This is a genomic window from Ensifer meliloti (assembly GCF_030064585.1).
Taxonomy (GTDB): Bacteria; Pseudomonadota; Alphaproteobacteria; order Rhizobiales; family Rhizobiaceae; genus Sinorhizobium; species Sinorhizobium meliloti.
On the sequence record NZ_CP120365.1, the window covers coordinates 1919281 to 1942500 of the forward strand.

Annotated in this window: 20 protein-coding genes, 1 tRNA gene and 2 rRNA genes (1 of these 23 only partly in view); 4 read left to right on the forward strand and 19 right to left on the reverse strand. The window is 62.2% G+C overall.

What is annotated here, in order from left to right; all coding sequences use genetic code 11:
* Positions 1–41: 41 nt before the first annotated feature.
* Positions 42–1085, reverse strand: a complete 1044-nt coding sequence (locus PZL22_RS16325) for a class I SAM-dependent methyltransferase (RefSeq protein WP_003535701.1) — start codon at positions 1083–1085, stop codon at positions 42–44.
* 426 nt (positions 1086–1511) lie between these two features.
* Between PZL22_RS16325 and PZL22_RS16330 the strand changes: the two genes are divergently transcribed.
* Complete coding sequence (locus PZL22_RS16330; protein WP_028004498.1) at positions 1512–3506, forward strand: putative bifunctional diguanylate cyclase/phosphodiesterase; 1995 nt, start codon at positions 1512–1514, stop codon at positions 3504–3506.
* Between the two features lie 188 nt (positions 3507–3694).
* On the opposite strand, the gene PZL22_RS16335 is transcribed toward PZL22_RS16330, so the two are convergent.
* Complete coding sequence (locus PZL22_RS16335) at positions 3695–4426, reverse strand: GntR family transcriptional regulator (protein WP_003535703.1); 732 nt, start codon at positions 4424–4426, stop codon at positions 3695–3697.
* 218 nt (positions 4427–4644) lie between these two features.
* Between PZL22_RS16335 and PZL22_RS16340 the strand changes: the two genes are divergently transcribed.
* Positions 4645–5658 carry an SIS domain-containing protein gene (locus tag PZL22_RS16340; RefSeq protein ID WP_003535705.1) on the forward strand — a complete coding sequence of 338 codons (1014 nt, stop codon included), beginning with the start codon at positions 4645–4647 and terminating at the stop codon, positions 5656–5658.
* Between the two features lie 79 nt (positions 5659–5737).
* Positions 5738–6550 carry a fructoselysine 6-kinase gene (locus PZL22_RS16345; protein WP_003535707.1) on the forward strand — a complete coding sequence of 271 codons (813 nt, stop codon included), beginning with the start codon at positions 5738–5740 and terminating at the stop codon, positions 6548–6550.
* 27 nt (positions 6551–6577) lie between these two features.
* Here PZL22_RS16345 and PZL22_RS16350 read toward each other — a convergent pair whose 3' ends face one another.
* The 14 genes from PZL22_RS16350 to PZL22_RS16415 form a co-directional block, all read right to left on the reverse strand.
* The gene (locus tag PZL22_RS16350; RefSeq protein WP_003535709.1) at positions 6578–7033 is read right to left on the reverse strand and encodes a PIN domain-containing protein; all 456 of its coding nucleotides are present in this window, start codon (positions 7031–7033) and stop codon (positions 6578–6580) included.
* Positions 7030–7275, reverse strand: a complete 246-nt coding sequence (locus PZL22_RS16355; protein ID WP_003535711.1) for a type II toxin-antitoxin system Phd/YefM family antitoxin — start codon at positions 7273–7275, stop codon at positions 7030–7032. Before PZL22_RS16355 ends, PZL22_RS16350 begins: the two co-directional genes overlap by 4 nt.
* A 148-nt stretch (positions 7276–7423) precedes the next feature.
* Positions 7424–8179: an amino acid ABC transporter ATP-binding protein gene (locus PZL22_RS16360; protein WP_003535712.1), complete on the reverse strand. Its 756-nt coding sequence runs from the start codon at positions 8177–8179 to the stop codon at positions 7424–7426.
* Between the two features lie 14 nt (positions 8180–8193).
* Positions 8194–9075, reverse strand: coding sequence for a DMT family transporter (locus tag PZL22_RS16365; protein ID WP_003535714.1), 882 nt, complete (start codon positions 9073–9075; stop codon positions 8194–8196).
* A complete protein-coding gene (locus PZL22_RS16370; RefSeq protein WP_028004499.1) occupies positions 9065–10036 on the reverse strand; it encodes an amino acid ABC transporter permease in 972 nt (323 codons plus the stop codon). The genes PZL22_RS16365 and PZL22_RS16370 overlap by 11 nt, the downstream gene beginning before the upstream one ends.
* Positions 10037–10053: 17 nt before the next feature.
* Positions 10054–11334 (reverse strand): NAD(P)/FAD-dependent oxidoreductase, encoded by a 1281-nt coding sequence (locus PZL22_RS16375; RefSeq protein ID WP_003535723.1) that lies wholly within the window; start codon positions 11332–11334, stop codon positions 10054–10056.
* Between the two features lie 66 nt (positions 11335–11400).
* Positions 11401–12228, reverse strand: coding sequence for a transporter substrate-binding domain-containing protein (locus PZL22_RS16380; RefSeq protein WP_010970318.1), 828 nt, complete (start codon positions 12226–12228; stop codon positions 11401–11403).
* Between the two features lie 390 nt (positions 12229–12618).
* Positions 12619–13533, reverse strand: coding sequence for a TIM barrel protein (locus PZL22_RS16385; RefSeq protein WP_003535727.1), 915 nt, complete (start codon positions 13531–13533; stop codon positions 12619–12621).
* Positions 13534–13600: 67 nt separating this feature from the next.
* A complete protein-coding gene (locus PZL22_RS16390; RefSeq protein WP_003535729.1) occupies positions 13601–14368 on the reverse strand; it encodes a glycerophosphodiester phosphodiesterase family protein in 768 nt (255 codons plus the stop codon).
* A gap of 11 nt (positions 14369–14379) precedes the next feature.
* On the reverse strand, positions 14380–15261 hold the full coding sequence (locus PZL22_RS16395) for an ABC transporter permease (protein WP_003535731.1): 882 nt from the start codon (positions 15259–15261) through the stop codon (positions 14380–14382).
* A gap of 17 nt (positions 15262–15278) precedes the next feature.
* A complete protein-coding gene (locus PZL22_RS16400; RefSeq protein WP_003535733.1) occupies positions 15279–16205 on the reverse strand; it encodes an ABC transporter permease in 927 nt (308 codons plus the stop codon).
* Positions 16202–17200 (reverse strand): ABC transporter ATP-binding protein, encoded by a 999-nt coding sequence (locus PZL22_RS16405; RefSeq protein WP_003535735.1) that lies wholly within the window; start codon positions 17198–17200, stop codon positions 16202–16204. Before PZL22_RS16405 ends, PZL22_RS16400 begins: the two co-directional genes overlap by 4 nt.
* Positions 17197–18210, reverse strand: coding sequence for an ABC transporter ATP-binding protein (locus tag PZL22_RS16410; RefSeq protein ID WP_003535737.1), 1014 nt, complete (start codon positions 18208–18210; stop codon positions 17197–17199). The genes PZL22_RS16405 and PZL22_RS16410 overlap by 4 nt, the downstream gene beginning before the upstream one ends.
* Positions 18211–18303: 93 nt before the next feature.
* Positions 18304–19932, reverse strand: coding sequence for an ABC transporter substrate-binding protein (locus tag PZL22_RS16415; protein ID WP_003535739.1), 1629 nt, complete (start codon positions 19930–19932; stop codon positions 18304–18306).
* Positions 19933–20314: 382 nt separating this feature from the next.
* On the opposite strand from PZL22_RS16415, the gene PZL22_RS16420 reads away from it, so the two are divergent.
* Positions 20315–21262 (forward strand): sugar-binding transcriptional regulator, encoded by a 948-nt coding sequence (locus PZL22_RS16420; protein ID WP_127516460.1) that lies wholly within the window; start codon positions 20315–20317, stop codon positions 21260–21262.
* 115 nt (positions 21263–21377) lie between these two features.
* On the opposite strand, the gene PZL22_RS16425 is transcribed toward PZL22_RS16420, so the two are convergent.
* The 3 genes from PZL22_RS16425 to PZL22_RS16435 all read right to left on the reverse strand — a co-directional run.
* Positions 21378–21454: transfer RNA gene (locus PZL22_RS16425), tRNA-Met, on the reverse strand.
* Between the two features lie 114 nt (positions 21455–21568).
* A 5S ribosomal RNA gene (gene rrf / locus PZL22_RS16430) occupies positions 21569–21683 on the reverse strand.
* 223 nt (positions 21684–21906) lie between these two features.
* Positions 21907–23220: ribosomal RNA gene (locus PZL22_RS16435) — 23S ribosomal RNA — on the reverse strand (it continues 1492 nt past the right edge of the window).

Sequence of the window (23220 nt, forward strand, 5' to 3'; positions counted from 1 at the left end):
GGGGGATGCGGGCGGAAAACCGCACGCACTCCCGCTCTGCCTTATGAACGCTTTTGAATGATGCCGTAGACGACGTTACGGTTCGCACCGAACTGCACGCGCGCTTCGATGGCTTCCCTGTCAGCGCTGGCATGGATGATCTGCCACATGTCGAACTCCGATCGAAGCAGCAGCGCCCAGTTCATGAAAGTTTCCATGTAGCCGTCGACATGGATGTCGCGCGCGAAATTGGCAAAGAGGAAGACCCCGTTCGGCTTCAGCATTTCCAGGCATCTGCGCGTGAGCTTCACCGCCACCTTTTCGGTAAGGTAATCGTAAAGCCCGGCGGCGTAGATGAAATCGAACTGGCCGAGCTCCTGTGACCTGGTGAGAAGACTTTTGACCGACCCGTCGACTGCCTCGATGCGTGTTCCCATGAAGTCGCGCGCGATCGAACCGACGCTCAGCGGATCCTGATCGAGGGCGACCCACCGTTTCAGGCTTCCCTCCCGCAAGGCTGCCGAGCGGTTGGCCTCGCGCAGGTGCCCGGCCGCGATCGTCAGGATCTCGGCCTCCCCTCCCCGTGTCGCCGCAATCTCATCGACATGGCGCGTCAGCAGGTCGCGCCGCTCCCGCACGGCCACCGAAGACGAGGCCTCCTTGGTGTAATCGTAGAGCGCTCGCCCGAGCGGCGTGGCCTTTGCGACCTCCCCGGCAATGCTCGGATGTCCATAGATGAAGTCGAGCAACTGGGCGTCGCCGGAATAACCTCGGGGCTTTTCGAACGACCAGCGCGTAAACGGGTCCTGCAGGAAGAAGTCCGATACCGCGTGATTCTGCACCAGTGGTATCAGCTCCTGCCAGACGCTCGGCTGATACTTGTTGCGCGCCTCATGAAGAGACCCGGCAATCCTATGTATTATTTCCGCAGGGTCTCGCCTTTGTCCGAACTGTTGCTGCGCGATGTTCAAAATCAGCGCAATCTCGGCCTTTCCTGTCGCCAGCTGTTCTTCGTAAAACTCGATTCTCTGGGAATTGAATTCGGTTGCGATGGCGGCGGGCGTAATGAGGCTCTCGCCGTCTAGTACGATCTGAAATTGGCTCACGCGTTACTCATCCGTTAACTGTTTGTTAACATTATGCGCAGGACGCGGCACCGCGCCAGCCGGGTTTCAAGTTTTCGAATAATATGGTTAATAAAAACAGCCATTGGATTGTTTCAATACACTATTGAACGCTCTTCTGATCTTTGCCAATTCAGCAAAACTTAATTTGCCTCGACTATTGTGCCGGACGTTTCTGGCTGTCTTCGTAGGGCTTGTTGGGATTGGATGGGGCGTGAAACGACAAGAGCGGGATAAGGAAAAGTGTGTGCGGTTTTCCGCCCGCGCCCCGCGTCTCAACTTTTTAGAATCGATCACGTTCATGGTTTCAGGTCGATCCGATCTAAATCATCGTGATCCAGAACGCGCCGATCGCCGCAAGGAGTTTCAGCCTCGCGGCGGGCGGCGCAAAGCGATTGGGATCGGTGCATGAGGCACACGTTGGCCGAGGTAATTGAGATCGATCTGCAGGCGCAGCCGCCCAGACTGCAATCTGTAGAGCTGCAAGCGCTCTACCGGAGAGAAGGCGAAGTCACGCGCCGGATGGCAAGCCGCCAGGGCCTCTGGGTGGCCGTGGCCGTCTATCTGCTGTTCGCGGCCACGGATATCCTGCTCGTTCCGGATGTCGCGTTTTATGCAATCCTGGCACGCCTTGCGGTGGGCGCTACGGCGATTGCCGCCATCGAGATATTGTTTCGGCTGGATGCCGAGACGAAGTGGTTCGATCTCACCTGCGCAGGGGCACTCGTGGCGGGCTATTGGGGTTGGCTGTTCCCGTCGCTGATGACCAGCCAGACCGAGAGTATTTCCTATTACATGATTTTTGGCGCGATATTCATGATGGGCGCCAATCTATTCTTCAGTTTTCACTTTCGCCTGTCGGTCGTAACCTCGGGAATCGTCCTCGCCACGTTCTTTCTCGCCTTGATTTTCTATATACCGAAAAGCGTGTCCTATCAGGTCGCCTTCGGAACCTTCTACGTCTCGTGCTTCGTCTTCACGTCCTATGTGAACTGGAAGCTCAACCGGGAGCGCTACAAGGTCTTTCTCAATGCCTTCGAGGCGAAGATCCAGCAGAAGGAAGCCTCGGACCGCGGAAAAGCGCTGCTGCGGCTGTCGCATACCGATTCGCTCACGGGCCTCGACAACCGTCGCGCGGTCGACCAGAAGCTCCGGGACTATTGGAGCGACTGGCAAAGAGGCGGGAAGAGCTTCGCAGCAATCCTTATCGACGTCGATTTCTTCAAGCGGTACAACGACTTTTACGGCCATCAGGAAGGCGATCGCTGCCTCGTTCTCGTTGCCAATGCACTGAAGGAGTCGATCGCGCCCTACGATGGCTCGATCGGCCGTTATGGCGGCGAGGAATTCATCGTGCTCGCACGGCTGAAGACGCGGGAGCAGGCTGCGGATCTGGCGGAAGCCGTACGGCACAGTGTCGAGACGCTCGCGCTGCCGCACGAACAGCGCCGCGACGGCATGTCGATCGTGACGGTGAGCGTCGGCGCGGGTTTCACCCGGAACCAGATCGGTTCGAAGCTCGAGAGGCTGATCCATGAAGCGGATCGCGCTCTCTACGGGGCAAAGGCCAACGGCCGTAACTGCGCGCGCCTCTTCGATCCGAACGACCCGCAAAGCAGCGACGAAAGCGAGAACATCGCCGCGCTCCTGAAAATTGCGATCGACCAGAATCTCGTCTCGCTCGTCTATCAGCCCATACGTGACGTCGCCACCGGCCGGGTAGACGCGGTCGAGGCATTGATGCGGCTCAAGATGCTGGATGGCACGTCCGTCCCTCCGAGCCTCTTCGTGCCGATTGCCGAGAGGACCGGGGCCATTCTCGATCTCGGCCGCTGGGTCATAGGCATGGTGTGCCAGGAACTCCTGGCAAGCGAGCATGTGCCCGTCGTCAGCGTGAACGTCTCGCCGATCCAGCTCAGATCGCCAGGCTTCGCAGCTTCGGTCGCGGCCATTCTCGGCGAAACCGGAGTGGCCGGCAGCAGGCTCGCCTTCGAAATCACCGAGGGGCTCGAGATGGAGATGCATTCCGATATCCTGCGTTGCATCGCCGATTTGAAGACGCTGGGCATCAGAATATGGCTCGACGATTTTGGAACCGGCTTCGCCGGCCTGTCATGGCTGCGCCTGATCGACTTCGACACGGTGAAGATCGACCGATCGTTCCTTCACGATTGCGACACGCCCAAGGGCAAGGCGATGCTCAGGGACATTATCGGCCTGGTGCGAAACCGCGGGCACAAGATCCTGGTCGAGGGTGTCGAGACGGAGGAACAGCTCGCGCTCATGCGGCAATTCCGGATCGACCACGTCCAGGGCTTCCATGTGGGGCGACCCGCGCCTGCGCGAAATTTCCAGACCCCTCCGCCGACGGACAAACGCCGGAGCCGCGCGAGGCCGCATTAGATCACGATGTTTTTAGGGTCGGGTCGACCTAAAAGCATGAACGTGACCGGTTCCAAGAGGTGGAGACGCGGGATGCGGGCGGAAAACCGCACACACTTTTCCTCATCCCGCTGATTGGGCCGACCGGCAAGGGCGGAGGGAAGGACGCTTCCCTCAAGATCTTCGCAACGCTGTGCGACCCCGGATCGCTATTTCCGCGCGAGGCTGAAGGAAAAATGGCTGCCGCGGTGGTAGTCGACGGAATAAACGACCGGCACGCCGCTCGCATTGAAACAGGTCTCGCGGATCAGCAGCGCCGGCCCGAAATCCCGCAGATCGTTGCGCTCCACCACGTCCTCCGGAAGCATCACCGCCGTGACCGTAGCAGCGGACATGCGCGGCCGGTGTCTATACTGGTCGAGCAGATCGAGCAGCGAGCCGCCCCATTCGATGTCATAAAGGCGGCTCGGAATGATGCTGCGCGGGATGTAGTCGAGACAATAGAGGATCGGCTCGTCCTTGTGCAGACGCAGACGCTCGAGACGGATGACACGTTCGCCGCTTGCGAGCCGCAATTGCCCCGCCGTGACCGCGTCGGGCATTTCCTCGGCGATCGAGAGTACCTTGTTGACGGTCGCATAGCCGTAATGGCGCGTCATGTCGGTGACGCTCTCGAAGACGGTGATCGGCCTTTCGACATGGACCGCAGACGCCGCCGAAACGAACCGGCCGCGGCCGTGTTCGACATAGATGACGCCATCCTGTTCCAGTAGCTTCAATGCCTCCCGCAGCGCCGGGCGGGATATCCTGAAACGCTCCGTCAGCTGCGCCTCCGTCGGAAGCTTGTCGCCCGGAGCGAGCCCCTGCTCCCGGATCAGATCGGCGATGCGGTCGCGAAGCTGTATGACCAGGGTGCGCGTGTCGCGAAGGGGCTCGGGCAATTCCTCTCTCCCAATGACGGCAAAATATGATCCTTCTTGTCTGACAAATCCAGGAAGGTCAAGGGACAGCTCTTCTAGCTTATACCCTTGCTGGAACTCGCTGGCAGAAGGTGCATTCGGCCGATTATCTCCCTTGACATTTTCATGCGATGTTGTCAGTTGTCTTACAACATTGTTGGCACCAGCCGGCGATCGCCACCACCTGTCGAGAGAGAACCATGCTGAATTTTGACGAACAGAGATTCCTACGCATCCAGTCGGGCGCCGTTGCCCTGCGTCAACGCCTGGACGACGTCGTCGTCTCCTGCCTTGAAAAGGGTGCGGAGAACGTCTTTTTCCTCGGGACCGGCGGTGCCGCCATTCTCATGCAGCCGGCCGCCCAGTTGCTCCAGCGCAGGTCGCGCTTTCCGGCCTTCATCGACCTGCCGGCTGAGCTCTTCATCACCGGTTCGGTCAACCTGACGGAAAAGTCGATCGTCGTCATTCCGTCGCTCTCCGGCACGACCAAGGAGAGCGTGGCTCTGCTCGCAAAGGCGAAGGAGGCCGGCGCGACGGTCCTGTCGCTGGTGGGTCACGAGGAAACGCCGCTCGGCAAGGGCGGCGACCATGCCTTCGTCAACTTTGCCGAAGACGACACGTCCTGCGAGTCCTTCTACCTGCAATCCCTGTTCATCGCGCTGTCGATCATGCGTCACCGCGGCGAGATCGAGAACTACGACCAGATCGCCGGTGAGCTGGAAAGACTTCCTGGGCTTCTCCTCGAAGTGAAGCGCGGTTACGAGGACAAGGCCGAGACCTTCGCCCGCGTTCTGGCGGGCTCCGACTACCACATCGTCACCGGCGCCGGAAACGCCTGGCCCGAGGCCTTCTACTACGGCATGTGCATCCTCGAAGAGATGCAGTGGATCCGGACACGCCCGGTCCATGCCTCGGACTTCTTCCATGGGACGCTCGAGCTCGTGGAAAAGGGCGTCAGCGTCATCCTCTTCAAGGGCGAGGACGCGCTGCGGCCGCTTGCCGACCGGGTGCAGAATTTCGCGCCCAACTACACGGACAGGCTGACCGTGCTCGACACGGCCGACTTTGCGCTGCCCGGCATTTCGCAAGAGGTACGCGGCCTCGTCTCGCCGATCGTTCTCGCAACCGTGCTCGAGCGCATCAGCGCGCACCTCGAAGTGATGCGCAACCACCCGCTGACGACGCGGCGTTACTACAAGCGCGTGGCCTATTGAGCATGGACGCCCGATAAACTAGCACGGCCGCAATTGCTTCCGCATTCGCGGCCGTGACGCCGCAGGACAAGAGATCGCCATGACTTCCTTCCGATTTGCCGCAGTCGGCGACAATTGCATCGACCGCTATCGCGCGCCACTTCGCCAATCCTATGTCGGCGGCAACGCGATCAATGTCGCCGTTCAACTTGCAAGGCTCGGCCACGGCTCCTTCTATTTCGGCGCCGTTGGCCGCGATTCCGACGGCGCCCAGGTTCGCCGCCTGCTGCTTGCAAACGGCGTCAATGTCGATCACCTGCTCGCGCGCGACACCAACACGGCCTACACAGATATCGACGTTACGCCTGCCGGCGACCGCATCTTCGTCCATGAAGACTTCGGGGCCTGCGCCGGATACCGCCCCGATGCCGGCGAGATCGAGCTGCTGAAGACCATGGACCATGTGCATATCGGCTGGCTGGACGACGGCGGCCTGTTGCGCCGTGCGCTATCTGCCGCAGGCGTCAGCGTCTCCCAGGACGTCTCGGTCAATGCGGCAGCCGCAGATCTCGAAGTCGACGGCCTTTCGATCGCCTTCGGATCGGCCGGCGAGGACGAAACGAGTGCAGAGAGGCTGACCGGCGAATTTCTCGCGCGCGGAGCCCGCCTCGCGGTGGTCACGCGTGGTGCGCTCGGCTCGCTCGCGAGCGACGGCGCCGAGGTTGCGTCCGCGGGCATTCGTGCGGTCGAAGTCGTCGACACGACCGGCGCCGGCGACAGCTTCATCGCCGGCTTCATCGCCGCCCGCTTGGAAGGGCGCGCCCTTGCCGCATGCCTCGAGGCCGGCAGGGACCTGGCCGCGGATACATGCACGCATGTCGGCGGCTTTCCGCAGGAACCGCAGTCGATCTGACGGCGCGGCGAATGGGACGGATTACTCCTATGCCTCGCCCCCTCCCAACAATGACTCCAGCAACGTATGACGCGGAGACGCAAAGGGATTGACGACTGTTACGCCGCCCGATGTGAAGCCATCCTGAAGGTCTTCGGACAGCAGCAGCCGGCAACCGGCCTGCGAGGCGGCGGAAAGGATCACCGCATCCCAGATGCCGAAATGATGATCGGTTGCGAGGTCGGCCGCCGCCACCATGATTTCGGGCGAGGTCCCGACGATCGAAAAGGCGTCTCGCCAGCCTAGAATGGCCTCGCGGGCGTCGGCCCGTGACCTTCCTGCCTTGCGCACGAGAACATTGAACAGTTCTCCAAGCACCTGAACGGGAATGACGGCAGCCTCCTGCGGCAGATTGCGCACCAGTTCCAGAACGATATCCCGCTTCTCGATACCGTTGACGCCCTCCGCATAGGCGAGGACGTTGGTGTCGAGCGCGACCCTCACCGCTCGTCCTCGTAAAGCTCATCGCGGGTCCAGCGCCCGGCAATCACGGCGGGCTGACGTTCGAGGCGCGACAGCAGCGCTGTTCGCGCACCGGAAACCGCGTTATCGCTTTTGGCAGCGGGAACGATGCGCGCGACAGGCCGTCCGTGGCTCGTCACGACATAGCTGTGCCCCTCCCGCACGCTGCGCAGGATAAGAGAAAACTTGCGGTTGGCATCCGCTGCCGAAACGGCTTCTTCCACGGCAATACCTCATCAGTAGTTATATTGCCTACAATAATGGAAGGCGACGCGCTCCGCAACTTCATATGATCGGTATCGCCAGCCAGTGCCTGCCTCGGTGAAAGCTTGCCCGAGCAGCGATGGGTGCGCACAAATCCTGCCATATGCATCAGTGCAGGAGCTGGCTGAGGAACAGGCTCGCCCGATCCGTCTTCGGATGCGCGAAGAATTCGTCCGGTTCGCCCTCTTCGACAATGCGGCCCTGGTCCATGAAGATCACCCGATCGGCGACCTGGCGTGCGAAGCCCATTTCGTGGGTGACGCAGACCATCGTCATGCCGTCGTTTGCGAGCGCCACCATGGTGTCCAGCACTTCCTTGACCATTTCAGGGTCGAGTGCAGAGGTCGGCTCGTCGAAGAGCATGACCTTCGGATTCATGCAGAGCGCCCGCGCGATCGCCACGCGCTGCTGCTGTCCGCCCGAAAGCTGGCCCGGATATTTGTTCGCCTGCTCCGGAATGCGCACGCGATTGAGATAGTCCATCGCGATCTCCGTCGCCTGGGCGCGCGGCATGCGCTTGACCCACATCGGCGCCAGAATGCAGTTTTCGAGGATCGTCAGGTGCGGGAAGAGATTGAACTGCTGAAACACCATTCCCACTTCGCGCCTGATGGCATCCACCTTGCGCTCATCCTCGCCGACTTCGACGCCGCCGACGACGATGCGGCCCTGCTGATGCGCCTCGAGCCGGTTGACGCAGCGGATCAGCGTCGACTTGCCGGAACCGGAGGGTCCGCAGATGACGACCTTCTCCCGCGGCGCGATGGACAGGTTGATATCGTCAAGGGCATGATACTGGCCGTACCACTTGTGTACGCCGCTGAGCGTGATCTCCGGCGAAGCGATGTCGATCGATGTTGGCATTGTTGTCTCCAGGATTATTTCAGGACGAGCCAGCCGGAAAGCACGATGACGAGCGCGCCTGCGACCGTGTGCAGTTCGATGGGGGCGGCAAAGAACAGCGCCCCGTAGAGGCAGCCCCAGACGATCTGGCTGTATTGGAAAGGCGCAACCACCGAGGCGTCGCCCATGCGGAAGGCGCGCACCAGCAGCAGATGACCGCCGAGCATGAAGAGGCCGGCGAAGAAGGCTATCAGCAGATCGCCCGGCCCGACCGGCGCCAGTCCGCCGCCGATCGACGCAACGGCCAGCGCGACCGCGGCGAGCACCACGAGCAGCGTGGAGACGAGGGCAAGGTCGCTCTCCGTCGCCTTGGCGCGGCGCAGCAGCACGAGCGAGAGCGCGAAGACGAGAGCCGACCCCGCCGCCGCGGCGTGACCGAGATTGAGCGGGGCGATCCCCGGCCTGAGCGCAACCGCAACACCGAGGAAGCCGACGACCACGCCACACCAGGCAAGCATGGACAGGCGTTCCGCAAGCAGGGCGAAGGCCAGCACCGCCACAAGAATCGGAGTGAGGAAGGCGAGCAGATAGGCTTCCGACAGCGGCAGCACCGAAAATGCGTAGTGGATCAGAAGCGTATCGACGGCGAGCAGGAACGCCCTCAGGAGCGCGAGCCCCGGATGACGCGGCCTGAGCGACGCCGTTGTGCCGGTGACACCGGCGTAGACGGCAAGCATCGCGAGCGCTGCAAGCGTCACCATGAAGGTCACCTGCGGCACCTCGAAGCGCTCTGCGAGAAGCTTCACCAGCACATCCGTGCCCGAAAACACGGCGAAGGCCAGGAAGCCCAGGGCGGCAGCGCGCAGGTTGCGCGGCATGCCGCCCGCGGCCGGCGCGACAGTCGCGTCAACGGACATTGAAGCGTCCGAACCGTGCCTCGACACGGGACTGCATATATTCGAGGCCGATCGAAAGGATCCAGTAGATCATGGAGGCCGTGATCAGCATTTCGATGTGACGGAACTCGGTCTGTCCCTGGGTGCGGGCGAGATACATCAGTTCCCAGACGCCGACGACGGAGATCAGCGAGGAATCCTTCAGCATCGCGATGAACTGGTTTCCGGTCGGCGGAATGATCACACGCATCGCCTGCGGGAGGATCACCAGCCCCATCGTCTGGCTCGGGCTCAGGCCGAGCGCGGTCGCACCTTCCGTCTGCCCCCGCGGAATGCTCTCGATCCCCGCCCGGAAGATTTCGGTCATATAAGCGCCGTAGCAGAGCGAGAGCGCAAGGATGCCGGCCGGCACGGCGCTGATGACGTAACCCACCTGCGGCAGACCGAGATAGATGATATAGATCTGCATCAGGAGCGGCAGGCCGCGAAAGAGCGACGTGTAGAAGGTGGCGAGACCGTAGATCACACCGTTCTTCGACAGTTTCGCAATTGCGCCCACAAGCGCGATGACGGTCGCGACAGCGATCGAGATCACCGAAATGTAGAGCGTGGTGACGACGCCCTGCGAGATCAGGAAGCTGATCTTCTTGGCGATGAAGGCAAAGGAAAGATTGAAGGAATAGAAGAAGAGCATCAGGAGCGCGAAGAGCTCCAGCCAGACGCCGGCCACCTGCCAGCGGCGAGGCAGCTGCCGCAGGGCCTTCCAGTTCAGCGCCGCTATCACCGCGATCATCACCGCGCCGACCAGTCGTCCGAGCGCGGGATTGGCGGCCAGCCACTCCGAGCTCGTCGGCAGAACAAGGCCGATCCAGGCCGGGCTGACACCCAGGCTGTAGACCGTCAGGGTTATCAGCGCGAGCAGGAGAAACGTCCCGGTGCGCCGCGCTGCATCCGGATAAGTCAGAATCATACGACCGATCATTTGGTTCTCTCCGGCATTCAGGCCGCGCGCTCGCGCCACCAGTCTTGAGCTTGCAGTTTCCAGTAGGTGAGCTGGGCTACCGCCAGACCGGCATAGCCGCCGGCCCAGACGAGCCCGAATGGCTTGAACAGCTTGTAGCGGTCGGACTGACCAAGGATGCCTTCGGCCACCAGCTTCCCGCCGATGGCGGTCGTGTTCAGCCCATGGCCGCCAAAGGCCGTGCAATGCCATACGCCGGGTTGCATCTCGCCGATCTGTGGCATGAGGTGGCGCGCGTAGGACATCAGTCCCGACCAGGCGAGCTCGGTCTTCAGATCCTTGAGCTGCGGATAGGTCCCGACCATTTCGCGCCGGAGTTCCCCGGCCAAGGCTGCCGGTGAGGCCGCACGGGTGGTGATGCGCCCGCCCCAAAGCAGGCGCTTCCCGCCCTCGACCAGGCGGTAGTAGTCGCCGGCGCGGCGGTTGTCGCCGATCGCGTCCGTGGTGGCGATGGCGGTACGAATGAGTTCCGGCGCTTCCTCGCTCAGCATGACATAGGTCGCGATCGGCAGGAACGAACGTTTCAGCCGCCCGTTCAGGGGGCCCGTATAGCCGCCGGTGGTGAACACGACATGACGCGCTCTGACACGGCCGCCAGACGTGGACACGGTCTTCTCGGCACCGTCGAGCACGCTCCCGGTCGCCGCCGAACCTTCATAGATCCGTCCGCCCAGCCGTTCGATCTCGCGCGCCAGTCCGCGAAGATAGTTGAGCGGATGCATGTGGAAGGCTTTGGGGTCGCGCAAGGCGTGGAAATATCGATTCGACTTCAGCACCGAACGGACTTCGCCGGTGGAGAGATAGTCGAGCTCATAGCCGTAGATGCGCCTCATCTCGTCGGCATGCGCTTTCAGGCTGCCTCCGTCGTCGTAGCGCAACACGCTCGTGATGCCGGGCTGGGGCCGTGCGCCGTCGATTTTCAGCGCCTCGATCGTCTCGCGGACGAATTCGACGCCTTCGATCGAAAGCCGGTGTATCTGCCGCGCCGCCTCGGTCCCGGCCATGCGGGCGATGTTGTCGCTGCCGGTGGCAAAACCCGGGCTGACGAAACCGCCATTGCGGCCGGACGCCCCGAAGCCTACGCTTTCCGCTTCGAGAACGACCACCGATTGCCCGGCGCGCGCCAGCTGCAACGCCGTCGTCAGACCGGCGAGCCCGCCGCCGATGACCACGGTATCGCATTCGACCGTCCCGGAGAGGGGCGGTCTGACATTCGTTTCGGCTATTGTCTGCTTGTAATAGGTATTGGGATAGGACATTTTCTCTCGCCCGTCGACCGCGGTGGCAAGCGGAGGGGCGGCGAGCCGCCCCCCGTAGGTATCGGTTCAGTCGGCGCTGTAGTCCTTGCCGTACCACTTGGTGGTCAGCGTCGCGAGCGTGCCGTCCTTCTTCATCTCGTCGATGATGGAACCCACCTTCTTCGTCCAGTCCGGATCGACTTTTTCGGCGATGACCACAAGCGGCTCCCTGAAGGCATACTCGCCCTCGAGGACGCGCAGCGGATAGCCGTTCTTCACCGCGTTGAGCGCGGTCTGCTCCGGCGCGATGACCGCATCGAGGCGCACCCCGTCGCCAAGGCGCAAATCGTCGAAGGGCAGCATGGAATCGGCGAAGGTGCGGATCTCGCCCGGCTCGATCTTATATTCGATCGGCGGCAGGCCCGGCGCATCGATCTCCAGCTGGCGGCGGATGAAATCTTCCGACGTGGTCGCCGTTTCGACCCCGATGATCTTGCCGTTCAGGTCCGCGACGGATTTCGCCTGGCTGTCCTTGTGCAGCACGTAAACATAGGGGCTGAAGTAATAGATGCCGGCGAAATCGATGACCTGGGCACGCGCCTTGGTCGGGGTGACGGAGCCAACACCCAGATCGTAGCGCCCTTGCCAACGGCCGCCGGTCAACGTCGCCCAGTCGGGCGTTTCGAAACTCACTTCGACGCCAAGACGCTTGGCGATCTCCTTGGAGACGTCGATGTCGAAACCGACCAGCTCGTTGCTGTCGTCCAGATAGCTCTGGGGCGGCCAGCCGCTGTTGGTGGCGACCACCATGGCCTTCTTACCCATGACCCGGTCGAGCGTCTCACCCGCCTGTGCGGCGGTTACGAACGCCAGTGCGGCAACGCCGATAGCGAGCTTTGCAAACAGTCCTTTCACGCAATCCTCCTCTTCGATAAGCCAGCCCTCCAGCGTCGCGTCTCTCGCAAGGCGCGCAATGGTCGCTGTAGCACTTCGACTTGCTGCATGATCCACGGAACATGCAGCGTGCTCCCAGTTATAAGATGTCTGACAACTGAATTAGTAAATCCTACTGACGCGGTGTCAAGGCCGCATGGCGCACGCGGCCATGAAACGAAATGATGAGACTATGCGAATCGGTGATGGACTCGGCCGGAGTGCGAAGGAATAAGGCGGCGTTCAACGCGACGGCGTGGAGCCAGGCTCTACACACTATCCTGAAAGCGCGCCAAGGGCTGGACGCGGAAAGGCGGAGCCCGGCATCCGCCAGAGCCCCGCCTTCGCAGCAATGACAACTTCAGATCGCGATCACTCGGCAGCCGTTGCGGTGCGGCCGCCATTGAGCAGCATCAGCCCTTGAGCACGCTTCAGGCATTCGGCCTGCTCATTGCGATAGCGCGGCCCGATCTCCATCATCAGCACTGTCTCGGGCAGGAAATCCAGTTCACCGAAAATATCTTCCCAGTCGATGTCGCCCCAGCCGAGCGGCATGTGCAGGTCGCCGATACCGAGTGCCGTCGCCTCCTGCGGATAGAACGCCTGATAAAAGGCCTGCGGGCGGCCGAAGGAATCGTGGACGTGGAGGTGCCCGGCAACGGGCGCCATGGCGCGGATCTGCTCGCGAAAATTCAAGCCGCGATAGGTGGACTCGATATAGGCATGACTGAAGTCGATCAGCGCCACCAGATTGGAATGGTCGACGGCCCTCACCGTCTCGGCGATTTCGGCCGGCGTCTGGCGATACTGCCCCGGCGCTGTTGAAAAGATATTCTCGAGCGCGATGCGCACGCCGTAGGGGCGTGCGAATTCCGCGAGCTCGAACAAAGCGTCACGCTCGCGCCGGTCTGCCTCCGCCCGCTCGAAAAGCTGCTCGGCGCGCAGGTGACCGCCGTGCTGAACGATGATGCCGGCGCCGATGCGATCGCAGATCTCGACCAGCGCCTTTGCCGCCTCCAGCTGATAGCCCGCGGTTGCCGGATCCATGAAGTTCGAGGAAACGAGGCCGTGAACCGTGTAGCGAAAGGGAAACTGGCGGGTCAGCGCCACAAGCCGCTCCACGCGCTCCTTGATCAGTCTTCCGCCGGCGATGAGGTCGATGCTGGTCAGGCCAAGCTCGACCGTGTCGACGCCGAGTTCCCTCAGTCGGCGCAGGTCGGCCTCGAGGCTCTCCAGTTCGCCGTCGACGGAACCCGAACTAAAGCCCGTTGCGATGATATTGCTCATTGATTGTCCCCATTGAGATGACCGGCTACGACCGGACTAGAAAATACGCGTTTCCGGTCGGAAACCGCTATAACTTTTCCTGTAAGCGCATTGATGCGACTTCGGCGTCACGGAGGCCGAGCGCCAGATCGGGACTGTCCGAGGTCAGATGCCCGATTCCCCTTTCGAGCCAGCGGCGGATGCCCGCTTCCTCGTTGAGGGTCCATACGCAAAGCCGCTCCAAAGGCACCGAGCTACGGATGAGTTCCCACTCGTCCGCCATCAGTTCATGGTGGATCGCTACGATGTCCACGAGGTCGTCGGCGGCCGGGAGAAAGGCAGAGAGACCGCCTTGCCGCGCCGCCCAGTCGGCATTGACGGAGACGAGACGCCCGACATGCGGCGCATGGAGGCGGCACTCCTCGAGGACCGATATATCGAAAGACGTGAGATGGGAGCGGTGGTCGACGCCGAAGCGCCGCAGTTCCTCCGCTACTCGCGCGGCGATACCGGGGTAAGGCGTTCCCGTTTCGTCGGACTTGATCTCGACGTGCAAGTGAAGTCCGTCCCTGGCCGCAAGCATGCCCAGCACGTCGCTCAATGTCGGGATGCTCTCGTCCGTATCGCGCAACCGCGTCGCGAGCCGCCCCTCGGGAGAAAGCCGGCGCACCGGTCCGGTCGCGTGTACGGTCCTGTCGAGCGCGGCGTCGTGAATGACGAGCAACTCTCCTGAATCGGTCAAGTGCACGTCGAACTCGATGGCATCGACGCCGAGCCGCAGCGCATTGCGGAAACCCGTCAGCGAGTTTTCCGGCCAGAGATTGCGGGCGCCGCGGTGGCCGATGATTTTCGTCATGGGATTGGTCCTCAACGCACGGTGGGATCGAGCTTGTCGCGAAGCCAGTCGCCGACAAGCGAGATGGAAAGGGTCGTGAGCATGATGACGGCGGCCGGAGCGAGCATGATCCAGGGAGCGCGGGTCAGATATTCGCGCCCGAAGCCGACCATGTTGCCGAGGCTCGTTTCCGGCGGCTGCACGCCGAGACCTAGGAATGACAGCCCGCTTTCCATCAGGATGATCTCCGGAAACGTCAGCGTCATCGACACGATCAGCGTCGATGCGACATTGGGCAGGATATGGCGGAGATAGACCCGCGCCGGAGTGGCGCCGAGTTGCACCACCGCGGCAGCATAGCCCTGCGCCCCGGCCGAGATCGCCAGGCCGCGGGCGATGCGCGCGTAGCGTTCCCAGCCGTAGAAGCCCATGAGACAGACGAGCAGCACCATGGAGGAGCCGAAGAAGGCCAGCACCGCGAGCGACATGATGAGAAACGGCAGGGCCGCCTGGAAATCGGCAAGCGCGAGTACCAGATGCTCGGTCAAGCCCCGAAACCGCGCTGCCGCGAAACCGAGCGCCGTGCCGAAGACCGCTGAAAGCACCGTCGCACTGAAGGCGATGATCAGCGAGACGCGGATCGACTGGATCAGCCGCGACAGCACGTCCCGGCCGAGCTCGTCGGTGCCGAGCCAGTGCTTCAGCGTTCCGGGCCCCGACAGCCGGCTCGTCAGATCCATCGCCGTGATGTCATAGGGCCGCAGGTAGCCGGCGAAAAGCGCGATGACGATCATCGCTGCGAGCCAGAGGAAGCCGAACGCCACCGAAAGAGGCAATTTGCGCCGAAGGAAGGAAAGGGAGCCTCGTAGCCATCCTGCAAGAGGCGATCTCTCTGCCAGATCAACGGAAGCCATAGCGCATCTCCTTGGATCTAATGCCCGGCATGCGAACGCAGCCGCGGGTCGAGCCAGCCGTAGAGCAGATCGACGACGAGGTTCGACATCACCATTGCCGCGGCGATGATCAGCAGAATGCACTGCACGACGGCGAGGTCGCGATTGCTGACCGAAACGATCAGCAGCCGCCCGATGCCGGGCCAGGAGAAGATCGATTCCACCACGACCGCGCCGGCGATCAGCGACCCGACCATGAAACCGACGATGGTGACGATCGGGACTGCGGCGTTGGGAAGCGCATGGCTCCAGATGACGTCGCGCCATTTCAGCCCCTTCGCCGAGGCCGTGCGGATGTAGGGCTGCCCAAGCACTTCGATCATGGCGCTGCGCGAGAAACGGGCAAGAATGCCGATCCCGCCGATGCTCATCGTGATCGTCGGCAGAATCCCGTGCATCCAGGTATCCTGGCCCCCGGACGGCAGCACGCCCAGAAGAACCGAAAAGATCAGTACGAGCACGAGGCCCATGACGAAGGACGGAACGGTAAAGCCGATGATCGCCAGCGTGATCACGCCGCGGTCGGCGAAGCTCTGGCGGTGGAGCGCGGCATAGACGCCGGCGGGGATACCGATCATCAGCTTCAGGATCAGCGCCGGAAGCGTCAATTGCAGCGTCGCGGGCACCCGCTCCAGAACCAGTCGCAGCGCCGAGGCCTTGTCGCGCATCGACACGCCGAAATCTCCGGTGAAGATGGACTTGATATAGGCGAGGTATTGTACCCAGATCGGCTGGTCGAGACCCCAGGTTTTGCGGAACGCGTCGACGGCGTCCTGAGGCACATCGGGACCGAGCATCACCTGGGCCGGATCGCCCGACATGCGCAGCACGACGAAAGCGAAGGTCACGACGGCGAGGATCGTAATCACGGCGCGCATCAGACGCACGAGAACGAAGCGGATCATGCCCGTCTCCTAAGGGTCTCGACCGACGCGGTTTCGCCCGCCACCGCATGACAGGCCGCCGTCCGGCCGTTGCCGGTCCGGCGAAGCGCAGGCACGCTCGTGCGGCAGATGTCGCGCGCAACGGGACAGCGGGGATGGAAAGCGCAGCCCGAGGGACGATCGGCCGGGTTCGGCGGTTCGCCCTGCAGGATCACCCGGCCTTCGAGCGGCTTGCCCGGGACCGGGACGCTCGAGACGAGCGCCTTCGTATAGGGATGCTGCGGCGCCCGGAAGATCACGTCGGAAGAAGCCTCCTCGACGATCCGGCCGAGATACATCACCGCAACGCGGTCGGCGATGTTGCGCACGACCTTCAGATCGTGGCTGATGAAGATCATGGCGATGCCGTTCTTTTCCTGGAGATCGCGCAGCATGTTGACGACCTGCGCCTGGATCGAAACGTCGAGGGCGGAGACGGGCTCATCGCAGACCAGGAGCTTCGGCCGCGAAGCAAGGGCGCGGGCGATGACGGCCCGCTGCCGCTGGCCGCCGGAAAGCTCATGCGGGAAGCGCCCGGCCTGGTCGGAGCGAAGCCCGACAGCCGCCATCAGTTCGGCAATGCGGGCGGCCTGGTGTTCTTTCGGGACGAGCCGGTGAATATCGAGCGGCTCGCCGATCTGCGCTGCAATCGTCAGGCGCCGGTCGAGTGCCGCAAGCGGATCCTGGTAGACGAGTTGCATCTTGGCGCGCAGCGCCCGCCATCCGGCCGTACCGTATTTCGGCATAGGGCTTCCCTCGAAGCGCACCTCGCCGGCCTGCGCCGGATCGAGCCCCAGAAGCATCCGCCCCAATGTCGATTTGCCGGACCCCGATTCGCCGACGATTCCGAGCGTCTCGCCGGGCATGACCGCGAGCGAAATCCCGTCGACGGCGCGCACCGGGCTTGGGCGGCCGAAGAGCCCGCGCCGGACTTCGTAGATGCGCACGAGTTCGTCCGCTTCGATCAGCGCAGTCACGACATCAGCCCTTCGGGAACTCTTCTCTCAGCGTCGCCGCGCGTGACCGCTGGCACGGGGCGCATGCAGGCAAGGCGGCGTCCGTCGCCTTGGGGCTCGAGATGCGGGTAGTCGCTCCCGCAGGCATCGACGGCGCGGGGGCACCGGGGCGAGAAGGAACAGCCCGCAGGCAGATGTTTCGGGTTCGGTACGGTCCCCGGGATAGGGATCAGCCGGTCGCGCGGCCCGTCGATCCGCGGAATGGCATCGAACAGTCCCCGCGTATAGGGATGCCGCGGCTCCGAGAAGAGTTGCGCCACGCTTCCCTCTTCGACGATCCGGCCGGCATACATGACGCATACGCGATCGCAAACCTGCGAGACCGCGCCCAGATCATGGCTGATGAAGACGAGCGCCATGCCGGTCTCTGCCCGAAGCGTGTTCAGAAGATCGAGGATCTGCGCCTGGATGGTCGCGTCGAGCGCCGTGGTCGGCTCGTCGGCGATCAGCAGGTCCGGCTCGCCCGCGAGCGCCATCGCGATCATCAGGCGCTGGCACTGCCCACCGGAAAATTCGTGCGGATAAAGATCGAAGCGCCGCGCCGCATCGGGAATGCCGACCATGTCCATCAACCGCAGGGCCTCGACGCGCGCCGCATCTCCGCGAAGACCGCGGTGAATGTAAAGCGCTTCGACGATCTGGCGGCCGATGCGCAATACGGGATTGAGAGAGCTCGAAGGGTCCTGGAAAATCATTGCGATCCGCCCGCCGCGGACCTCCTCGAGAGCGGCGCGGCGTGCCCCGCACAGTTCCCGGCCGTCGATCCGGACCGAACCCGTGACCGCCGCCTTGCCCGGAAGCAGCCCGAGCGCCGCGAGCCAGGTCACGGACTTGCCGCATCCCGACTCGCCGACGAGGCCGAGAGCCTCTCCCTTGGCAACATTGAGATCGATGCCATGCAGAACCTGAACGCCATCGAAAGCGACCTTCAGGTCCCGCAATGCTACGAGATCCGGCTTGGCAGCGCCCATTTCTCATTCCCGGTGTTTTGACCGCGGCATCGCCGCCCGGTCCTCAAAGGATTCCGGCAGCCGCCGGGCTGCCGGAACACGGCGTAGTCGAATTCAGCTGGCCCAGTTGGCGGCGCGGAAGTCCATGGCGAAGGCGGGCGCCGCCTTCCAGTTCAACGAAGACTTCATGCCGGTGAAGACCGCGTTCTGGTGAAGCACCTGGTAGACCGGGTCCTCGCGCTCGCAGATCTCGAGCATGCGGGCGAATGCCTTCTTGCGTTTCGCATGATCGGTTTCCGTTTCGAGGATCTGGGCCATCTGGTTGGCCTCGGCATTTGCCCAGTCCTTCTTCTGCTGAACCTCGCCGTTAGGCCCGAACTGGGCGACGATCGAGGAGACCGGATCGCTGAAGGCGGCGCCGGCCGACCAGTCGCGCACGCCCTTCGCGCCGGACGGGTCGTGGATCTGACCCCAGTTTTCCTTCATCTGGATTTCGACATTGAGGCCGACCTGCTTCCACATCTCGACCATGATCTGGCCGTTCGCAGTCTGGTTCGTGTAGTAATTGTTGAGAAGTCGGAACGGGATCGCATCGCCCTTGTAATTGGCCTGCTTCAGGAGATCCTTGGCGAGCTGCGGATTATATTCCGGAACCGCCCAGCCTTCGACGAACATGTCACCGTAGAAGGGGAACTGCAGGCCGGCCGGCACGGTCGTCTGACCGGACCAGAGCGCATCGACGATCGCCTGGCGGTCGATCGAATGGGTCATCGCCCGGCGGACGAGCGGGTCCTGAAGCGTCGGATTCTGGACATTGAAGACGGAAATGCGGTGGTTGTGGATCGTCGAGCCCTGGACCTCATATCCGGGTGCGGCCTGAACCGCAGCGATCTGGTCCGGCGGGAGGTCGCAGGCGAAGTCGTATTCGCCGGAGAGCAGGCCGTTGACGCGCGACGAAACCTCCGGAACCTCGACGAAGCGAATCTGCTCCAGCGGCGGGCGGCCGCCCCAGTAGTCGTCGAAGGCGACGAGCGTCAAGGAAACGTCCGGTTTATGTTCGCCGACCATATAGGGGCCGGTGGTGATCGGCTTGCGTGCCCAGTCCATATAGGTCGCCGCCTCGTCCCAGGCGCGACGGTTGGCAATCTGGCTGCCGAAGGCATAAAGGCGGCCCTCGATGGTGACGTCCGGCGTCGCGTTGTGGAAGCGAACGGTATGTTTGTCGACGGCCTCGACGCCGGCAAGCGCCGGCCAGAGGCGGCGCCCGGTGCCCGGCACGACTGCCGGCAGTTCCTTGGCGGTGGCCGGCTTGTGCTCATCCTCGAAGACCGTCTTGCCGCCTGCGGGCTGGGTGTCCCCGAACACGCGCTGCGCGGAGAAGCTGAACACGACGTCGTCGGCCGTGAGCTCGTCGCCATTGTGGAACTTCACACCCTGGCGCAGCTTGAGCTCGAGGGTCTTGTCGTCGATACGCTTCCATTCCGTCGCAAGGCCGGGAACCGGACCCTGATTGCCCATCCAGTCGCGCAGGATCAGACCCTCCCAGAGGTTTGGGAAGAACACGCGCTCACCGACATTCGACTGCTCGTTCCAGACGTCGAGCGTATTATTGATGGTGATCTTCTGCACGGCGATGGTGACGGATGGGCGCTTGCCTTGGCTGAACGCGAAGCGCGGCAGGACCAAGCTGCCCGCAGTCGCGCCCATGAGGCCCAGCGCGCCGCGCCGATTGATTGAAAGCATGAGACTCTCCTTTTGGATGGAATCGAGCACCCGCGCGGATGCTGTTCAGCGTCGGGTGTAGTTCCGCCAGACGTCGTCTTCCTGATGTTTGGGTGAAACTTTCGTGACAGGGGCTCGACGACCAAACTGTGGACGGTCTTGCCGACAGAGGTCCCTAGGAGACATCGCTTGCGTAACTCCGCGCCCTGTCGGCGCGCAGTGGAAAGCGATGATGAATGAAGCTGCAGTCATTGGGGGTAAGCGTCCAACCGAATGTCGTCAGACGCCAATTAGTTCACATGTGTAACACTGATGTGACGTATGTAACTCTTCTCCGTGTCGCCTTGCCCGATTAAGGATGACATGCGGTCTAACAGACGCGCAGCGTTGCAGGGGGGGGTGCATGGGGCAGCAGAAACTGATGGCCAAGGCCGCTTGGCTCTACCACGTGGAAGGACTGACGCAGGCCGAGATCGGCGAGCGCATGAATCTCACACGCCGGAGGGTGAACGAGCTTCTTGCCGCGGCGCTGGAGCAGGGCATCGTCCGGATCAGCTTTAGTTCACCCCTTGTCGAGAGTGTCGAGCTGGAATCGCGGCTGCGCGACCGTTTCAGATTGGATGATGCCGTGGTCATGCCCGCCCCGGCAGATCCGCGCCTTCTCCACGCGGTCATCGGGCGCGGCGCCGCCGCCTATCTCGATCGCCTGATCCAGACGCGGAAACCACACTCCATTGGAGTTGGCTGGGGAGCGACCTTACGCGAGACGATGCAGCATATGACGCCCGCCAACGAACCCCGGATCGATGTCCGATCGATGATGGGCGGGCTGACGCATGGTTCGGAGATCAACACCTTCGAGATCGTCCGCGGCTTCGCGGAGGTGCTGAAGGCGCAATGCCACTACTTCGTCGCGCCTATCTATGCCGAAACTCCGCAATCGCGCGAGGCCCTGATTGCGCAGTCGGTGTTCCGCAAGACCTTCCGCCAGATCTGCGACGTCGACATATCCTATCTCAGCGCCGGCGACATGTCGCAGCACTCCCTGCAGGTGCGCTATGGCCTTCCGGAAGGGACGAAGGTGAGCGAACTCATAGCCCGCGGTGCGGTCGGCGATCTCCTCGGCCGGTATATCGACGCCGAAGGCAACCCCGTCGATCACCCGCTCAACCGCCAGGTGCTCTCGCCCGAGTTCGACGACTACCGCCGCATCCCCTGCCGCATCATTGCCTCGGGCGGTTCGCACAAGCACGACATTCTCCTGGCCCTAGCACGGGCAAGGCTGCCCACGATCATGATCACCGACGCCGAGACCGCCATGGCGATGCTGCAGCGCGCGGAGGAAAGGTGATGGACATCGACTGGAAACGACGCTGCAAAACGGGCGCCCTATCGGCGCTGGGAGGCCCTCAAACGCCAAAAGGCCCGCTGCTGCGGGCCTTTTGGCGTGTATATGTGTGTGTGTTTGGTTGCGGGGGCAGGATTTGAACCTGCGGCCTTCAGGTTATGAGCCTGACGAGCTACCGGGCTGCTCCACCCCGCGTTATCCGAGTTTTGCGAAGCAAAATCTTGTCCGAGTTTTGCGAAGCAAAATCTCGCCGAGTTTGTCCGGCTTATGAGAGATGATGTTCGGTTTTGTTTATCCTGCGTTTTGCAGACCTGGCAGCGACCTACTCTCCCGCGTCTTAAGACGAAGTACCATCGGCGCTGGGGCGTTTCACGGCCGTGTTCGGAATGGGAACGGGTGCAGCCACCCCGCCAGAACCACCAGGTCGGCAAAGCGCAAGATTGAGCCTGCGCTGCAGGCTCGAACCGATTTTGAGAAGCTGGTGAAGCGATTGCTTCGTTTTGAACACGTCTTCTGTCTGTCGCCCCGGCCGTGAGGCCGCAAGCGCAGAGCGCGTCGCGCCTTGTGGCGCGCGCCGTCCGCAGCGCTACGCGCGTGAGGACAAAGAAAGTTGCGATGCTCATCTTCGATGAGCATAAGCAATGGGAACGATCAAGCCAATCGAACGATTAGTACCGGTAAGCTTCATGCGTTGCCGCACTTCCACACCCGGCCTATCAACGTGGTCGTCTTCCACGGTTCTCAAGGGAATACTCGTTTTCAGGTGGGTTTCCCGCTTAGATGCCTTCAGCGGTTATCCCTTCCATATATAGCTACCCTGCTATGCCCTTGGCAGGACAACAGGTCCACCAGAGATATGTCCATCCCGGTCCTCTCGTACTAGGGACAGATCCTGTCAATATTCCTACACCCACGGCAGATAGGGACCGAACTGTCTCACGACGTTCTGAACCCAGCTCACGTACCGCTTTAATTGGCGAACAGCCAAACCCTTGGGACCTGCTCCAGCCCCAGGATGCGATGAGCCGACATCGAGGTGCCAAACAACCCCGTCGATATGGACTCTTGGGGGTCATCAGCCTGTTATCCCCGGCGTACCTTTTATCCGTTGAGCGATGGCCCTTCCACGCGGGACCACCGGATCACTATGACCGACTTTCGTCTCTGCTCGACTTGTCAGTCTCGCAGTCAGGCGGGCTTATGCCATTGCACTCGACGAGCGATTTCCGACCGCTCTGAGCCCACCATCGCGCGCCTCCGTTACTCTTTCGGAGGCGACCGCCCCAGTCAAACTACCCACCATACACTGTCCCGGATCCGGATGACGGACCGCGGTTAGACATCCATGACGATAAGGGTGGTATTTCAAGGATGGCTCCACGAGAACTGGCGTCCCCGCTTCAAAGCCTACCACCTATCCTACACATGCCGACACGAATGCCAGTGTAAAGCTATAGTAAAGGTGCACGGGGTCTTTCCGTCTGACCGCAGGAACCCCGCATCTTCACGGGGAATTCAATTTCACTGAGTCTATGTTGGAGACAGCGGGGAAGTCGTTACGCCATTCGTGCAGGTCGGAACTTACCCGACAAGGAATTTCGCTACCTTAGGACCGTTATAGTTACGGCCGCCGTTTACTGGGGCTTCGATTCAGAGCTTGCACCCCTCCTCTTAACCTTCCAGCACCGGGCAGGCGTCAGACCCTATACGTCGTCTTGCGACTTCGCAGAGCCCTGTGTTTTTGATAAACAGTCGCTACCCCCTGGTCTGTGCCACCCCATCCTACTTGCGTAGAAAAGGGTCACGCTTCTTCCGAAGTTACGCGTGCAATTTGCCGAGTTCCTTCAACATAGTTCTCTCAAGCGCCTTGGTATACTCTACCTGACCACCTGTGTCGGTTTCGGGTACGGTCTATACGGTGGAGCTATTTCCTGGAACCGCGTCCCCGCCCGGACAATCCA

What these genes read in the sequence shown, in the direction of transcription:
- PZL22_RS16330 (WP_028004498.1), top strand. Translation starts at nt 1,512, where the DNA reads ATGAGGCACACGTTGGCCGAGGTAATTGAGATCGATCTGCAGGCGCAG.
- PZL22_RS16340 (WP_003535705.1), top strand. Translation starts at nt 4,645, where the DNA reads ATGCTGAATTTTGACGAACAGAGATTCCTACGCATCCAGTCGGGCGCC.
- PZL22_RS16345 (WP_003535707.1), top strand. Translation starts at nt 5,738, where the DNA reads ATGACTTCCTTCCGATTTGCCGCAGTCGGCGACAATTGCATCGACCGC.
- PZL22_RS16360 (WP_003535712.1), bottom strand. Translation starts at nt 8,179, where the DNA reads ATGCCAACATCGATCGACATCGCTTCGCCGGAGATCACGCTCAGCGGC.
- PZL22_RS16365 (WP_003535714.1), bottom strand. Translation starts at nt 9,075, where the DNA reads ATGTCCGTTGACGCGACTGTCGCGCCGGCCGCGGGCGGCATGCCGCGC.
- PZL22_RS16370 (WP_028004499.1), bottom strand. Translation starts at nt 10,036, where the DNA reads ATGATCGGTCGTATGATTCTGACTTATCCGGATGCAGCGCGGCGCACC.
- PZL22_RS16375 (WP_003535723.1), bottom strand. Translation starts at nt 11,334, where the DNA reads ATGTCCTATCCCAATACCTATTACAAGCAGACAATAGCCGAAACGAAT.
- PZL22_RS16385 (WP_003535727.1), bottom strand. Translation starts at nt 13,533, where the DNA reads ATGAGCAATATCATCGCAACGGGCTTTAGTTCGGGTTCCGTCGACGGC.
- PZL22_RS16390 (WP_003535729.1), bottom strand. Translation starts at nt 14,368, where the DNA reads ATGACGAAAATCATCGGCCACCGCGGCGCCCGCAATCTCTGGCCGGAA.
- PZL22_RS16395 (WP_003535731.1), bottom strand. Translation starts at nt 15,261, where the DNA reads ATGGCTTCCGTTGATCTGGCAGAGAGATCGCCTCTTGCAGGATGGCTA.
- PZL22_RS16400 (WP_003535733.1), bottom strand. Translation starts at nt 16,205, where the DNA reads ATGATCCGCTTCGTTCTCGTGCGTCTGATGCGCGCCGTGATTACGATC.
- PZL22_RS16410 (WP_003535737.1), bottom strand. Translation starts at nt 18,210, where the DNA reads ATGGGCGCTGCCAAGCCGGATCTCGTAGCATTGCGGGACCTGAAGGTC.
- PZL22_RS16415 (WP_003535739.1), bottom strand. Translation starts at nt 19,932, where the DNA reads ATGCTTTCAATCAATCGGCGCGGCGCGCTGGGCCTCATGGGCGCGACT.
- PZL22_RS16420 (WP_127516460.1), top strand. Translation starts at nt 20,315, where the DNA reads ATGGGGCAGCAGAAACTGATGGCCAAGGCCGCTTGGCTCTACCACGTG.